At 67.6% G+C, this 13,283-nt stretch carries 12 protein-coding genes and 1 riboswitch; of the genes, 8 read left to right on the top strand and 4 right to left on the bottom strand.

All coding sequences use genetic code 11. The features are described from left to right. The first annotated feature begins 5 nt into the window (after positions 1-5). Positions 6-896 (top strand): maltose ABC transporter permease MalG, encoded by an 891-nt coding sequence (malG, locus tag QLQ85_RS07765; protein ID WP_282722841.1) that lies wholly within the window; start codon positions 6-8, stop codon positions 894-896. Between the two features lie 98 nt (positions 897-994). On the opposite strand, the gene QLQ85_RS07760 is transcribed toward malG, so the two are convergent. Beyond that, on the bottom strand, positions 995-1,768 hold the full coding sequence (locus QLQ85_RS07760) for a triose-phosphate isomerase (protein WP_282738468.1): 774 nt from the start codon (positions 1,766-1,768) through the stop codon (positions 995-997). Positions 1,769-1,810: 42 nt separating this feature from the next. Further along, positions 1,811-2,605, bottom strand: a complete 795-nt coding sequence (locus tag QLQ85_RS07755) for a hydroxypyruvate isomerase family protein (protein ID WP_282738467.1) — start codon at positions 2,603-2,605, stop codon at positions 1,811-1,813. Between the two features lie 189 nt (positions 2,606-2,794). Here QLQ85_RS07755 and QLQ85_RS07750 point away from each other — a divergent pair, with 189 nt between their 5' ends. The 7 genes from QLQ85_RS07750 to QLQ85_RS07720 all read left to right on the top strand — a co-directional run bounded on the left by QLQ85_RS07750 (position 2,795) and on the right by QLQ85_RS07720 (position 11,547). Continuing rightward, a complete protein-coding gene (locus tag QLQ85_RS07750; protein ID WP_282738466.1) occupies positions 2,795-3,778 on the top strand; it encodes a sugar-binding transcriptional regulator in 984 nt (327 codons plus the stop codon). Positions 3,779-3,848: 70 nt separating this feature from the next. Next, positions 3,849-5,465, top strand: coding sequence for an FGGY-family carbohydrate kinase (locus QLQ85_RS07745; protein ID WP_282738465.1), 1,617 nt, complete (start codon positions 3,849-3,851; stop codon positions 5,463-5,465). A gap of 34 nt (positions 5,466-5,499) precedes the next feature. Continuing rightward, positions 5,500-7,107: a glycerol-3-phosphate dehydrogenase gene (locus tag QLQ85_RS07740; protein ID WP_282738464.1), complete on the top strand. Its 1,608-nt coding sequence runs from the start codon at positions 5,500-5,502 to the stop codon at positions 7,105-7,107. A gap of 57 nt (positions 7,108-7,164) precedes the next feature. Further along, positions 7,165-7,809 carry a DUF2291 family protein gene (locus tag QLQ85_RS07735; RefSeq protein ID WP_282738463.1) on the top strand — a complete coding sequence of 215 codons (645 nt, stop codon included), beginning with the start codon at positions 7,165-7,167 and terminating at the stop codon, positions 7,807-7,809. 32 nt (positions 7,810-7,841) lie between these two features. Continuing rightward, entirely contained in the window at positions 7,842-9,383 is a 1,542-nt protein-coding gene (locus QLQ85_RS07730; protein WP_282738462.1) for a sugar ABC transporter ATP-binding protein, read from the top strand. A 28-nt stretch (positions 9,384-9,411) separates the two neighbouring features. Further along, entirely contained in the window at positions 9,412-10,575 is a 1,164-nt protein-coding gene (locus QLQ85_RS07725) for an ABC transporter permease (protein WP_282738461.1), read from the top strand. Positions 10,576-10,587: 12 nt separating this feature from the next. Next, the gene (locus QLQ85_RS07720) at positions 10,588-11,547 is read left to right on the top strand and encodes a D-ribose ABC transporter substrate-binding protein (protein WP_282738460.1); all 960 of its coding nucleotides are present in this window, start codon (positions 10,588-10,590) and stop codon (positions 11,545-11,547) included. 99 nt (positions 11,548-11,646) lie between these two features. On the opposite strand, the gene QLQ85_RS07715 is transcribed toward QLQ85_RS07720, so the two are convergent. Then, positions 11,647-12,126, bottom strand: coding sequence for a 6,7-dimethyl-8-ribityllumazine synthase (locus tag QLQ85_RS07715; RefSeq protein WP_282738459.1), 480 nt, complete (start codon positions 12,124-12,126; stop codon positions 11,647-11,649). 75 nt (positions 12,127-12,201) lie between these two features. Then, positions 12,202-12,378: riboswitch (FMN riboswitch) on the bottom strand. Between the two features lie 76 nt (positions 12,379-12,454). Continuing rightward, the coding region (locus QLQ85_RS07710; protein ID WP_282738458.1) for a transketolase family protein at positions 12,455-13,283 on the bottom strand (829 nt) is incomplete at its 5' end.

Genomic DNA, 13,283 nt, shown 5'->3' with positions numbered 1-13,283 from the left:
TTCCCATGGCAATGGTCCAACCCCGTTCGATTCGCGCCCGCCGGCTGGGCGCGCACCTGGCGCTGATCGGCTTTGTCTCGCTGATCGTCTTCCCGTTGCTACTGGTGATCTCGATCTCCTTCCGCGAGGGCAACTTCGCCACCGGCAGCCTGATCCCCGAGCGCTTCTCGCTGGAGCACTGGGCACTGGCCTTAGGCATCCCCTGGGAGCGCGCCGACGGCACCGTCATCCAGCCGCCGTTCCCGGTGCTGCTGTGGCTGTGGAACTCGATCAAGGTGGCGGTGGTATCGTCCTTCCTGATCGTGATGCTGGCCACCACCAGCGCCTACGCCTTCGCGCGCATGCGCTTCAAGGGCAAGGAGCCGCTCCTCAAGGGCATGCTGATCTTCCAGATGTTCCCGGCGGTGCTCTCGCTGGTGGCGCTCTATGCGCTGTTCGACCGCCTGGGCCAGTTGGTGCCCTGGCTCGGCATCAACACCCACGGCGCACTGATCGTCGCCTCGCTGGGCGCCGTGGCGCTGCACATCTGGACCATCAAGGGCTACTTCGAGTCCATCGACGGCTCGCTGGAGGAGGCCGCCATGGTCGACGGCGCCAGCACCTGGCAGGCGTTTCGCTACATCCTGCTGCCGCTGTCGGTGCCGATCCTGATGGTGGTGTTCATCCTCGCCTTCGTGATGAGCATCATGGAGTACCCCATGGCCTCGGTGCTGCTGGTCGACGAGCACAAGCTGACGCTCGCCGTGGGCGCCCAGCAGTACCTCGCCGACCACAACCAGCGCTGGGGCAACTTCGCCGCCGCCGCGGTGCTCTCCGGGTTGCCGATCACCGCCGCCTTCCTGATCTGCCAGCGCTGGATCATCGGCGGGCTGACCGCCGGCGGCGTCAAGGGCTGAGGCCATGGCGTGAACCGGACTGTTTCCTCGTCCTGAGCAGAGCCTTGCTCGACCCCGGCCGGATGGCCGGGGTTTTTTATGGGGAAGTAGGCGGGGCTTCAGGCACCAGGACGGGCCGCGAGGGCCCGCTCGGCGATCCGCAGCAGCCCCTCGGGCCGCCAGGCGCTGCGACCGATGAACAGGCCGGCCACCTCCGGCAGGGCGGCGAGCTCGGCGCAGTTGTCCGGGTTGACGCTGCCGCCGTAAAGCACCGGCAGGGGCTCGCCCCGTGCCGTCGTCGGCAGCGCCTCGCGGATGCGGCGGTGCATCCAGCCGGCGTCCTCGGCGGTGGCCGGGGTACCGTGCTCGCCGATGGCCCAGACCGGCTCGTAGGCGATCAGCACGCGCTCCAGGGCCTCGGCGGGGACGCCGCCGAGGGCGATCCGGCACTGGCGGATCACGGTGTCGGCGGCCGCCCCCAGGGCCTTCTCCTCGGCGGTCTCGCCGACGCAGATCAACGGGCGCAGGCCCTGGGCCAGGGCGGCCTTGACCTTGCGGTTGATCGCCGCGTCGGTCTCGTTGAACGACTCGCGCCGCTCGGAGTGTCCCAGCTCGACGATATCGGCACCGCAATCCCTGACCATGGGCGGCGACACTTCCCCGGTGTAGGCGCCCGAATCGGCCCAGTGCATGTTCTGGGCGCCCACCATCACCGGCGTGTCGGCCAGGGCCCGGCACACTTCGCTCAGCGCGGTGAAGGGCGGAATCACGAAGCCTTGCAGGCGCGGATCGCGCAGCAGCTCGGCGTCGTGCAGGGCCGCACAGTAGTCGGCGGCCTCGCCCAGTGTCTTGTTCATCTTCCAGCTGGTGCCTATCCAGAATGGCATGGTCATGGCGTGCTCCTCATGCTGTCGGTGTGTCGGTCGATGCCTGGCTCAGGCATGCCGGATGCCATAGTCGCGGATCCAGTCGAGCGACGCCTCGGTGTCGGTGCTGGGGCTGTATTCCAGCGAGATGAAGCGATCGAAGGCCATGCGCTCCAGCTCGGCGAACAGGTAACGGTAGTTGATCTCCCCGGTACCCGGCTCGTGGCGTCCCGGGTTGTCCGCCAGTTGCACGAAGCCGATGCGATCGAGGTGGCGCCGCAGCGTCTCGATGAGCTCTCCCTCGGATCGCTGCATCTGATAGAAGTCGTACTGGATCAACAGGTTGGGATGGTCGACGGCGTCCTGCAGGTCCACCGCCTGGGCCGTGTTGACCAGCGGGTAACCGGGATGGGTGATGGGATTGAGCGGCTCCACCAGCAAGCGAATGCCGGCCTGGGCCGTGGCCTCGGCGGCATGGCGCAGGTTGTCGATCAGGGTCTGGTGCTGCGGTGCCCGGGGCAGGTCCGGGTGTGGATAGCCCAGCGGGCAGTTGAGCTGGCCACAGCCCAGCCGGCCGGCCACCTCGATGGTGGTGTCGAGCCCCTCGCGGAATTCGTCGGTGCGCTCGGGCAGGACCGCGATGCCGCGCTCACCCGCCTCCCAGTCGCCCCCCGGCAGGTTGAAGTGGATGATCGCCACGCCGGCCCGGCTCGCGGCATCGCCAATGTCCTCGAGGCGCTCGCAGAACGGGTAGGGATTGTGGAACTCCACGTAGCGAAAGCCCGCGGCACGGGCTCGGGCGAAGCGCTCCAGGAAGGGCACCTCGGTGAACATGAACGTCAGATTGGCGGCGAGCTTGAGCACGCTGACCTCCCGCTTTGTCGTTGTCGGTGTGGGGCCGGGCCCGCCACGGCGTGGCGCCATCAGGCCCGCTAGCGCGAGGCTTCCACGGGGGATGCCCAGGACATGGGGAACGTCTTGACAGCCCCGAAAACCTCCACTAGCGTTATTTTTAACAGTGCACGAACAAAATATCAAAAACCGGAGTGAAGCATGAAGAATAGCTCGCCGAGTCACAGCGAGACCGACCTGGCCCTGAGGGCGGCCTGGCTCTCCTATGTGGGGGGCTATACCCAGGCGCAGATCGCCGACCGCCTGAGGGTGTCGCGCATGAAGGTGCACCGGCTGATCGCCGCGGCCCACGAGATGGGGGCGGTGCAGGTGTTCATCCAGGGCTCGCCCGAGGCGTTGCTGACCCTGGAGGACGAGCTCATGCGGCGCATGAACCTCGAGATGTGCTCGGTGGTGCCGGCGATGCCGGCGGAGGAAGGCGCCAACCCCTTTGCCAACCTGGGCATGGCCGCGGCCTACTACCTGAAGAGCCGGCTGGATGCCAGGAGCGTCGAGGTGCTGGGACTGGGCTGGGGCCGCAGCCTGTCGGAGATGGTCAACTGTCTGCCGCAGATGGACTGTTCGGGGCTCAAGATGGTCCCCGTGCTGGGCAGCGTGGTGCGCAAGATGGCCCTGAACCCCTACGACGTCATCCACCGTCTGGTCGACAAGACCGGCGGCGAGGGCTACCTGCTGCCGGTGCCGTTGTTCGCCGATACCGCCGAGCACAAGCGCGTGCTGATGGAGCAGCGCAGCGTCCAGGACGTGATCAAGCTCGCCACCGCCGCCGACCTGACCATGGTGGGGCTGGGCGCGGTGCCGTCGCAGGGCCATTCCCTGCTCATGGAGCTCGGGGAGATCGATGCCGAGGATACGCGCCGGCTGCACGAGGCCGGTGCCGAGGCGGAACTGCTGGGCCAGTTCCTGGATGCCCAGGGCCACCAGGTGGATTGCGAGATCAATGGCCGCACGCTGGGACTGAGTCTCGAACAGCTGCGCGACCACCATATCGTCGCCGTCGCCGGTGGCGAGGAGAAGGTGCGCGCCACCCTATCGGTGCTGCGCAGTGGCCTGCTCAAGGGGCTGATCACCGACGAGGTCGTCGCCCGCGAGGTGCTCGCCCTGCTCGACGAGGACGAGACCTAGCCACGGCGGGCCCGGCCCGCACCATCACGACACAACGATTACTACAACGACAACATCAGGAGACACGCCCATGAACGACAACGCGGGCGGCGCTCACGCTTTCCATCCTGCCCCCGAGGGGCCCCATGCCGATGACGTGATCGTCGGCCTGGATGCGGGCACCTCGGTGATCAAGGCGGTGGCCTTCGATCGCCAGGGCCGGGAGCTGGCCAAGACCCAGTGCGAGAATCGCCTCGAGACCCGCCCCGACGGGGGCGTCGAGCAGAGCCTCCCGGGCACCTGGGAGGCAGCCCGGGCCACGCTCCAGCGCCTGTTTGCCGAGCACCCGGCGCTCGCTCCGCGGCTGGCCGCCATCGCGGTGACCGGTCAGGGCGACGGCACCTGGATGATCGACGCCGAGGGCCGGCCCGTGGGCAATGCCCTGCTGTGGCTCGACAGCCGCGCCAGCGACATCGTCTCCCACTGGCGGGCGACCCGCACCGGGCCCGAGGCGTACCGACGCACCGGGACCGGGCTCAACCAGTCGATCCAGAGCGGCCAATTGAGCTGGCTCGAGCGTCACGAACCCGAGCGTGTCGCCGCGGCGGCCACCATCTTCCACTGCAAGGACTGGCTCTACTTCTGCCTGACCGGCGATCGCGCCACCGACCCGGCCGAGGCGCTGTGGACCTACGGTGACTTCCGCAGCGGCGACTATTCGGACGAAGTGCTCGAGGCGTTCGGTCTGGCCAGGCACCGCGAGCGACTGCCGCGGATCCTCGACGGCAGCCGTGAACATGGCGCCCTCAGCGCCGAGGTGGCCCGCGAGATCGGCGTGGCCGAGGGCACCCCGGTGGTGCTGGCGCCGGTCGACATGCTGGCCACCGGCCTCGGCGCCGGCGTCTATGAACCCGGCAGGCGGGTGGCCTGCAGCATCATCGGCACCACCGGGGCCCACCTCTGCGTGCGCGAGGACCCGCGCGACATCGTGCTCAGCAACCAGTCCTGCTACACCATGCCCGGCGTAGCGCCCGACACCTGGGTACAGCTGTGCTCCAACATGGCCGCCACCCTCAACCTGGAGTGGTTCATCAAGGGCCTCAACGCGATGCTCGAGGCGTTGGGCGAGGCGCCGCTGACCGCCGAGGGGCTGTTGCCGCGGCTCGACGCGGCGCTGGCCACCACCGAGCCGGGGCGGGTGGTCTATCACCCCTTCATCTGCGCCAACGGCGAACGCGGCCCTTTCTTCAATCCTCGCGCCCGGGCCCAGTTCCTGGGCCTCTCCACCGAGGTCAACCATCTGCACATGGCGCGGGCCATCTACGAGGGCGTCGCCTTCGCCGCCCGCGACTGCTACCACGCCCTGGAGGCCCACCCGGAGGAGCTGCGGCTGACCGGCGGCGCCGCCCAGAGCAGGACGCTGTGCACCATCCTCGCCTCGGTGATGGGGGTCCCGGTACGCACCCTGACCCGGGGCGAAACCGGCGCGGCCGGCGCCGCCATGGTGGCGAGCCTGTGCCTGGGGCACCACCGCGACCTGGCCGAGGCCTGCCGGACCTGGGTGACCCCCTTCCTGGCCGAGGAGTGCATGGCGCCCGATCCCGCCCTGCAGAACCTCTACGAACGGCTGTTCGGGGTCTACCGCCGTTCCCATACCAATTCGGACGGCTTCTGGCGCCACCTCGAGCGCGTCACCGCCGAACGCTGAAGCGGTCCACGTCACTCCCCGACCGGAGGCAAGAATGTCCGATTCATCCGCCACGATCCAGACGCGCGACCGCCGTCCCCTCTACGACCTGCTGATCATCGGTGCCGGCATCAACGGCGCCGGCTTCGCCCGGGACGCCGCCGGCCGCGGCCTGTCCGTCGCCTTGTGCGAGAAGGACGACCTGGCCCAGGGCACCTCGTCGCGCAGCGGCAAGCTGATTCACGGTGGCCTGCGCTACCTGGAGTACTATGAGTTCCGCCTGGTGCGCGAGGCGCTCAAGGAGCGCAGCGTCATGCTCAAGCAGGCGCCGCACATCATCTGGCCGATGCGCTTCGTGCTGCCCCACAGCCCGGAGCAACGCCCGGCCTGGCTGGTCCGTGCCGGCCTGTTCCTCTACGACCACCTGGGCGGCAAGGACGACCTGCTGCCCGGCAGCCGCGGCCTCGACCTGCGTTCCTGCCCGGAGGGCGAGGCGATCCGCGACGACTACCCCAGGGGCTTCGAGTACGCCGACTGCTGGGTGGACGATGCCCGCCTGGTGGTGCTCAATGCGCTCGACGCCGCGCGCCTCGGGGCCAGGGTCTACCCGCGTGCCGCCTGCACCCGGGCGAGCCGGCGTGCCGATCACTGGGAGGTCGAGCTCACCGACACCGAGAGCGGCGAGATCACTCCCCTCGCCGCCAGGGCGGTGATCAACGCCGCCGGCCCCTGGGTGGACAGGGTCCTCAAGGGCGCCTTCGTCGACCAGGGAGGCAAGGACGGGGGCAGCAAGGACAGGGTCAAGCTGGTCAAGGGCAGCCACATCGTGCTGCCCAAGCATTATCCCACCGCCAACTCCTACCTGCTGCAGAACGACGACAAGCGGGTGATCTTCGTCAACCCCTACGAGGGCGACAAGCTGCTGGTGGGCACCACCGACATCGTCTACGAGGGCGATCCGGACCGGGTGGCCATCGACCGGGAGGAGATCGACTACCTGCTTCGCGTGGTCAATCGCTACTTCAAGACGCCCTACACCCGGGACGACATCCTGACCAGCTTCTCCGGCATCCGGCCGCTGTTCGATGACGCCCGGGACAACCCCTCGGCGGTGACCCGTGACTACGTCTTCGACGTCTCCGACGCGGGCGGCAGGGCGCCGCTGCTGTCGGTGTTCGGCGGCAAGATCACCACCTACCGCAAGCTCGCCGAGCACGGCCTGGAGAAGCTCGCGCCCTACTTCCCGGAGCTGGGCAAGAGCTGGAACGAGACCGCGCCCCTGCCCGGCGGCGACATGCCGGGGGCCGACTTCGAGGTCTTCCTGAAGGGCCTCAAGCGCGACTACCCCTGGCTCGAGGAGGCCACCGTCACCCGCTATGCCCGCCTCTACGGCACCCTCGCCCGACGGATCCTCGGCGAGGCCAGGGGCTACGCGGACCTGGGCGAGCACCTGGGGGCCGATCTCTACGCCTTGGAAGCCCGCTACCTGGTCGATCACGAGTGGGCGCGCAGCGCCGCCGACATCCTCGAGCGACGCACCAAGCTCTACCTGGTGATGAGCGATGCGGAGGTCGAGCGGGTCGCGGCCTGGGTGGCGCGGGAGGTCGACGCCCCCCGGGGCGCCGGGGCCGACGCCCGCGCCGACAGTGTCGCCACCTCCTGAGCCCGGCCCGCCGCTTGCGCCGGCACGGACATTCCAACAACAAGAGGTCTTTTCACCATGAACGCATCACTCAACGCCGGACCGCTGCCGCGCCCCAGGAAGGGGCGTGGCCTCGCCACGGCAATCGGTATCGCGATCGTCCTGCTGGGCGCCATGGCCCTGGACACCAAGGTCGTGAAGATCGGATCGGAAGTGAAGCCAATGGATGGCGGCTTTTCAGCGGTGGAGCAGTTTCCCCTCATTCGCGACAGCGTCGAGGAACGTGCCGTCGAGGTTAGCCAGCTAGCGGTCGCCATCGCCGAGGACCAGGCAGCGGCCGGCGAGCGCCATGGCGTGCCGGCCGGCATCGGTCCGGTGGTCCCCCTCAGCTTCTCCGGCGTGGTTGGGGAAGGCAAGGCCGGCATCTACACGGTCGATGTCGAAGGCGTTCCCGACGATCTGACGATTCGGGTGCAGACCGGACCGGCCATCAACGGGACCGATCTGCGTGATGCCACCGGCACCATTCGATTCGGCCAGTTCACCAACCAGATCGAATACCAGAATGCCGCAGCGGCGCTCAACGACGAGATGAAGCAGCAGGTGCTGGCGGATATCGACACCGGTGAGCTGACCGGCAAGACCATTTCGGTCACTGGCGTCTTCCAACTGATCAATCCGCACAACTGGCTGGTGACGCCGGTCCGGCTGGACGTGCAGTGAGCCGGAGATACCCAAAGACGGATGAGCATGCCATGAACCAGACATCTCCAGAACAAGACAGCGTCGACGAGGTCATCCTCTCGGCACGCCACATCGCCAAGTCCTTCGGCAATGTCCATGCCCTGAAGACGGTGAACTTCGATATCCATCGCGGCCAGGTCACCACCCTGTTCGGGGAGAACGGTGCCGGCAAGTCGACGTTGATGAAGATCCTGTCGGGGGTGCTGCAGCCGACATCGGGCGAGATCCTCCTGGAGGGCCGACCGGTAAGCGTCGCCTCGACCACGGAGGCACAGCGTCTCGGCATCTCGATCATCCATCAGGAGTTGAGTCTCGCGCCCAATCTCAGCGTGCGCGACAACATCTTCATGGGACGCGAGCTGGGAGGGCCGACCAACATCGACTACGCCGAGGAGGAGCGCCAGACGCGTCTGCTGATGGAGGAGCTGGATGAGCCCATCGATCCGCTGACCTTGGTGGAAGACCTGCGCCTGGGGCAGCAGCAGATCGTCGAGATTGCCCGGGCGCTGTCGGTGAACTCGCGCATCCTGATCATGGACGAGCCGACCTCGGCGCTCTCCGCCTCGGAAGTCGAGGTGCTGTTTCGGGTGATCCGCGACCTCAAGAGCCGTGGCGTCTCGATCGTGTATATCTCTCACCACCTCGAGGAAGCGCTGCAGATCACCGACCACGCGGTGGTGTTGCGCGACGGCATCATGACGGCCTACGCGCAGCGCCAGGACATCGACCTGGAATGGATCGTGCGCCACATGGTCGGCGAGGGCTTCGACCTCGGCTCACCGCCGACCGGCTACCGCATGGGTGAGGTCGCGCTGTCGCTGCGCGAGGTGTCCGTCGCGGACGCTTCGGTACCCGACCGGTCGGTCGTCGACCGGCTATCCCTCGACGTGCGTGCCGGTGAGATCGTCTGCATTTACGGCCTGATGGGTGCGGGGCGCACCGAGCTGCTCGAGAGCGTCGCCGGCCGCCTCCCGCCGACGGGAGGCAGCGTCGTGCTCGAGGGCCGAGACGTCTCGCGCCTGAGCATCGCCGAGCGCATCGAGCAGGGCCTGGTGCTGGTGCCCGAGGACCGCCAGCGCGACGGGCTCGTGCAGACGATGTCGGTGGGCGAGAACCTCTCGCTGGCCAGCATCGGTGCCTTCACCCAGTGGCTCTTCACCTCACGACGGCGGGAACAGGAGGTCGTCGAGGCCTCCATCGACAACGTGCACATCAAGGCCGACGGCGGCGGGGCCGACATCGGTTCGTTGTCGGGGGGCAACCAGCAGAAGGTCGTGATCGGCAAGATGCTGGCGACTCAGCCCCGGGTCGTGCTGCTCGACGAGCCCAGCCGCGGTATCGACATCGGTGCCAAGGCCGAGGTGTTCCGGCTGCTCGGCGAGGGGGCGCGGCAGGGGCTGGCCGTCGTCTTCTCGACCTCCGAGGTCGGCGAATGCCTGAGCATCGCTCACCGGGTGGTGGTGATGAGTCGCGGCAGGATCTCGGCAGAGTTCGGTGCCGACGTCACTAAGGAAGAGATCATGGCCGCCTCGGGTGAAGCCGTGGTCGCCTGATCCCCACAGAATAGCGGAGTACATAACAATGACCGATATCAGCCAAGCTCACGATGGCTCCCGAGCGGGAGCGCCGGGTGGCGGCCTCGACCTGGGACGCCTGCTGCTCGAAGGCAGGGCATTCTTCGCCCTGATCGCGATCATCCTCATCTTCTCGATCCTGTCGCCGGTCTACTTCTCGGCGAACAACTTCCTGACCATGTCATCGCATGTGGCGATCTTCGGCCTGTTGTCCATCGGCATGCTGCTGGTCATCCTCACCGGCGGCATCGACCTGTCCGTGGGCTCGACGCTGGGGCTCGCGGGCGTCTTCGCCGGCTTCCTGATGCAGGGGGTGTCGTTCGAGTTGTTCGGCGTCGTGGTGTATCCCCCGGTGTGGGCGGTGGTCGTGCTGACCTGCGCCCTGGGGGCCCTGGTCGGCGCGATCAACGGCGTGCTCATCGCCTTCTTCAAGGTGCCGGCCTTCGTCGCCACCCTGGGCATGCTCTACGTCGCCCGCGGCGTCGCCCTGCTGATGACCGACGGCCTTACCTTCAACAACCTCGGCGGCAACCCGGAACTCGGCAATACCGGCTTCGAATGGCTCGGCTTCAATCGGCTGTTCGGCGTGCCGGTCGGTGTGCTGATCATGGCGGCCGTGGCCATCGCCGCCATGCTGGCGCTGTCACGCACTCCCTTCGGCCGCTGGGTCTATTCCACCGGCGGCAACGCCCGGGCGGCGGAGCTGTCCGGGGTACCGGTCAAGCGCGTGCAGGTGTCGGTCTATGTGCTGTCGGGGATCTGCGCCGCCATCGCCGGCCTGGTGCTGTCGTCGCAGCTGACCTCGGCAGGGCCGACGGCGGGTACCACCTACGAACTGACAGCCATCGCCGGCGTGGTCATCGGCGGTGCGGCGCTGACCGGCGGCCGTGGCAACGTGCGGGGCACGCTGCTCGGGGCCTTCGTGATCGGCTTCCTGTCCGACGGGTTGGTGATCATCGGCGTCTCGTCCTACTGGCAGACCGTGTTCACGGGGGCCGTCATCGTGCTCGCCGTGCTGCTCAACAGCATTCAATACAGCGGCCGGAAGAAGAAGCGCCCGGCGCCTTCCGACGCTCAGACGTCTTCCTCACAGCAGCGTACCGCGACCTGGCATGCGGATACTGCTGTGGAAAGCCCAGCCGAGGAATCGGCATCACAACCACAACAGTAAGGAAGGTCCATCATGTTCAAGACTGGAAAGCGCCTGCTGATCGCCGCTCTCGCCGTGAGCGCTCCGCTCTTCGCCGGAGCCGTCTCGGCCCAGGATCAGGGGCTCATCTCGATCATCGTCAACGATAACTCCAACCCCTACTGGTTCACCGAGGGCAAGGTTGCCCGCGAGACCGCCGAGGAGTTGGGTTATGAAGCCAACGTGAGTTCCCACAAGGGCGATACCAACGCCGAGAGCCGGCAGATCGATACCGCGATCACCAACCAGGCCAAGGCGATCATTCTCGACCCGGCCAACGCCGACGGTTCCATCGGCGCCGTGCGCAAGGCCGTCGATGCCGGGATCCCGGTGTTCATCGTCAATGCCGAGATCAACCAGCAGGGACTGGCCGAGGCGCAGCTCGTATCCAACAACGCCCAGGGAGCGGCGTTGGGCGCCCAGCAGTGGGTGCAGGAAATCGGCGACGAGGCGACGTACGTCGAACTCGAGGGGGCGCCTTCCGACAATAATGCCGCGACGCGCTCGAACGGCTACCAGACCGTGCTCAACCAGTACCCGACCCTGGAACGGGTCGGCTCGGACGTCGCCAACTGGGATCGCACCCAGGGCTACAACAAGATGCAGAGCATGCTGCAGGCCAATCCCGACATCGACGGCGTGATCAGCGGCAACGACGAGATGGCGCTCGGCGCGATCGCCGCACTCAAGGAGGCGGGCAAGCTCGACGAGGTGGTCGTCGGCGGCTTCGATGGCTCACCCGACGCGATCGATGCGGTCAAGGCCGGCGAGATGGCCTATACGGTCCTGCAGCCGGTGGCCATCTTCTCCGAGCAGGCGGTTCGCCTGGCGGACCAGTTCATCCGCACCGGCGAAACCGGCATCGATGGCGAGAAACAGCTCTTCGACTGCCTCCTGGTCACCGCGGACAATGTGGATCGGTACACCGCCCCCTTCGTGCTCGCGCAGCAGTAGAGCGCCTTTTCAAACACCAAGCCCATCAGCCCACCTGATACGACACTGCCCGGCGCAAGGCCGGGCAGTGTCGTCGAGATAACGCTGCGGTGTGGTGCGTCAGTCGGCCAGCCGGCGTGCCTGGCGGAGGTTCTCCAGCGTCATGGCGCAGGCGTCGGCGGCCTCGCGGCCCTTGGTCACGAAGTGCTCGTGGAAGAACGCCGTGTGGGTGGCGTGTTCGTGGAAGTGGTGCGGGGTGAGCACCACCGAGAGCACCGGCACCTCGGTGTCGAGCTGGACCCGCATCATGCCGTCGATCACCGCCTGGGCGACGAAGTCGTGGCGATAGATGCCGCCATCGATCACGAAACCGGCGCCGACGATGGCGTCATAGCGCCCGCTGTTGGCCAACAGCTTGGCCTGCAGGGGGATCTCGTAGGCGCCGGCGACGCTGAAGACCTCGACCCGGTCGGCTTCGATACCGTGCCTCTCGGCGAGGGTGGCGGTGAACGCCTCGCGGGCCTGGCCGACGATATCGCCGTGCCAGCCGGCCTGAATGAAGGCGATGCGTGGGGTGTGACTGGGGGTGGACTGATTCATGGTTTTCCTCGTTGATCTCACCAGAATCAGGGCATACGGGCCCGCGCGCCAGGCGCTACCGGCACCTGGCGCACGAGCCGTTCTCTTCCATCCGGACTATCACCGTCGGCTTCGGAATCGCACCGAATCTGCTGACCCCGGTCTTGGTCGCGTCACCAGGAGAGACGCAGGAACCGGACCGGGCGCTCGCGGGCTGAGGCGAAAGCCGCCATCACCGCCGGTGGGGACTTTCACCCCGCCCTGAGAACAATGACCGCGGCTCGGCCGCGGTCGCGTGCATTTTACCCGGCATGGTGTCGTGCCGCCAGACAGGCGCGACGTCTTCGCGTTACTCGGTGGTTGCCTTCCGCGGCCGTTGGACGTCGTCTTTCAGCAGCTCGTTGGCCTGCTCGACGATGTTGTCGACGGTGAAGCCGAAGTGCTTGAACAGGTCTTCCGCCTTGCCGGACTCGCCGTAGGTGGTCATGCCGACCACCCGGCCGTCGAGGCCCACGTACTTGTACCAGGCGTCGACGTGGCCGGCCTCGATGGCGAGCCGCGCGGTCACCGCCCTCGGCAGCACGCGCTCGCGGTACTCGGCGTCCTGGGCGTCGAAGCGGTCGGTGGACGGCATCGACACCACGCGCACCGCACGGCCGGCCTGCGCGAGCTCGGCGGCGGCGTCCATGGCCAGGCCGACCTCGGCGCCGGTGGCGATCAGGATCAGCTCGGGGGTGCCGTCGCCGTCCTTCAGCACGTAGCCGCCGCGCTGGATATTGGCCAGCTGCTGCTTGTCGCGGGCCTGGTGAGGCAGGGTCTGGCGCGACAGCACCAGGGCGGTGGGGCCGGCCTGGCGCTTGAGGGCGGCATCCCAGGCGGCGGCGGTCTCCACGGCGTCGCAGGGGCGCCAGGTGGCGAGGTTGGGCGTCGCGCGCAGGGTGGTGAGCTGCTCGATGGGCTGGTGGGTGGGGCCGTCCTCGCCCAGGCCGATGGAGTCGTGGGTGAAGACGTAGATCGCCCGGGTGCCCATCAGCGCGGCCATGCGCACGGCGTTGCGCATGTACTCCATGAAGATCAGGAAGGTGGCGCCGTAGGGCACGAAGCCGCCGTGCAGGGCGATGCCGTTCATGATCGCGCCCATGCCGAACTCGCGCACCCCGTAGTGCAGGTAGTTGCCG

Origin of the sequence: Halomonas kalidii, assembly GCF_030010475.1 — a bacterium.
In the GTDB taxonomy this organism is placed as follows: Bacteria; Pseudomonadota; Gammaproteobacteria; order Pseudomonadales; family Halomonadaceae; genus Halomonas; species Halomonas heilongjiangensis.
The sequence above is the reverse complement of the archived record's forward strand: the minus strand, read 5'-3'. Positions and strand labels throughout refer to the sequence as shown.

What these genes read in the sequence shown, in the direction of transcription:
- QLQ85_RS07760 (WP_282738468.1), bottom strand. Translation starts at nt 1,768, where the DNA reads ATGACCATGCCATTCTGGATAGGCACCAGCTGGAAGATGAACAAGACA.
- malG (WP_282722841.1), top strand. Translation starts at nt 6, where the DNA reads ATGGCAATGGTCCAACCCCGTTCGATTCGCGCCCGCCGGCTGGGCGCG.
- QLQ85_RS07730 (WP_282738462.1), top strand. Translation starts at nt 7,842, where the DNA reads ATGAACCAGACATCTCCAGAACAAGACAGCGTCGACGAGGTCATCCTC.
- QLQ85_RS07725 (WP_282738461.1), top strand. Translation starts at nt 9,412, where the DNA reads ATGACCGATATCAGCCAAGCTCACGATGGCTCCCGAGCGGGAGCGCCG.
- QLQ85_RS07715 (WP_282738459.1), bottom strand. Translation starts at nt 12,126, where the DNA reads ATGAATCAGTCCACCCCCAGTCACACCCCACGCATCGCCTTCATTCAG.
- QLQ85_RS07750 (WP_282738466.1), top strand. Translation starts at nt 2,795, where the DNA reads ATGAAGAATAGCTCGCCGAGTCACAGCGAGACCGACCTGGCCCTGAGG.
- QLQ85_RS07740 (WP_282738464.1), top strand. Translation starts at nt 5,500, where the DNA reads ATGTCCGATTCATCCGCCACGATCCAGACGCGCGACCGCCGTCCCCTC.
- QLQ85_RS07720 (WP_282738460.1), top strand. Translation starts at nt 10,588, where the DNA reads ATGTTCAAGACTGGAAAGCGCCTGCTGATCGCCGCTCTCGCCGTGAGC.
- QLQ85_RS07735 (WP_282738463.1), top strand. Translation starts at nt 7,165, where the DNA reads ATGAACGCATCACTCAACGCCGGACCGCTGCCGCGCCCCAGGAAGGGG.
- QLQ85_RS07745 (WP_282738465.1), top strand. Translation starts at nt 3,849, where the DNA reads ATGAACGACAACGCGGGCGGCGCTCACGCTTTCCATCCTGCCCCCGAG.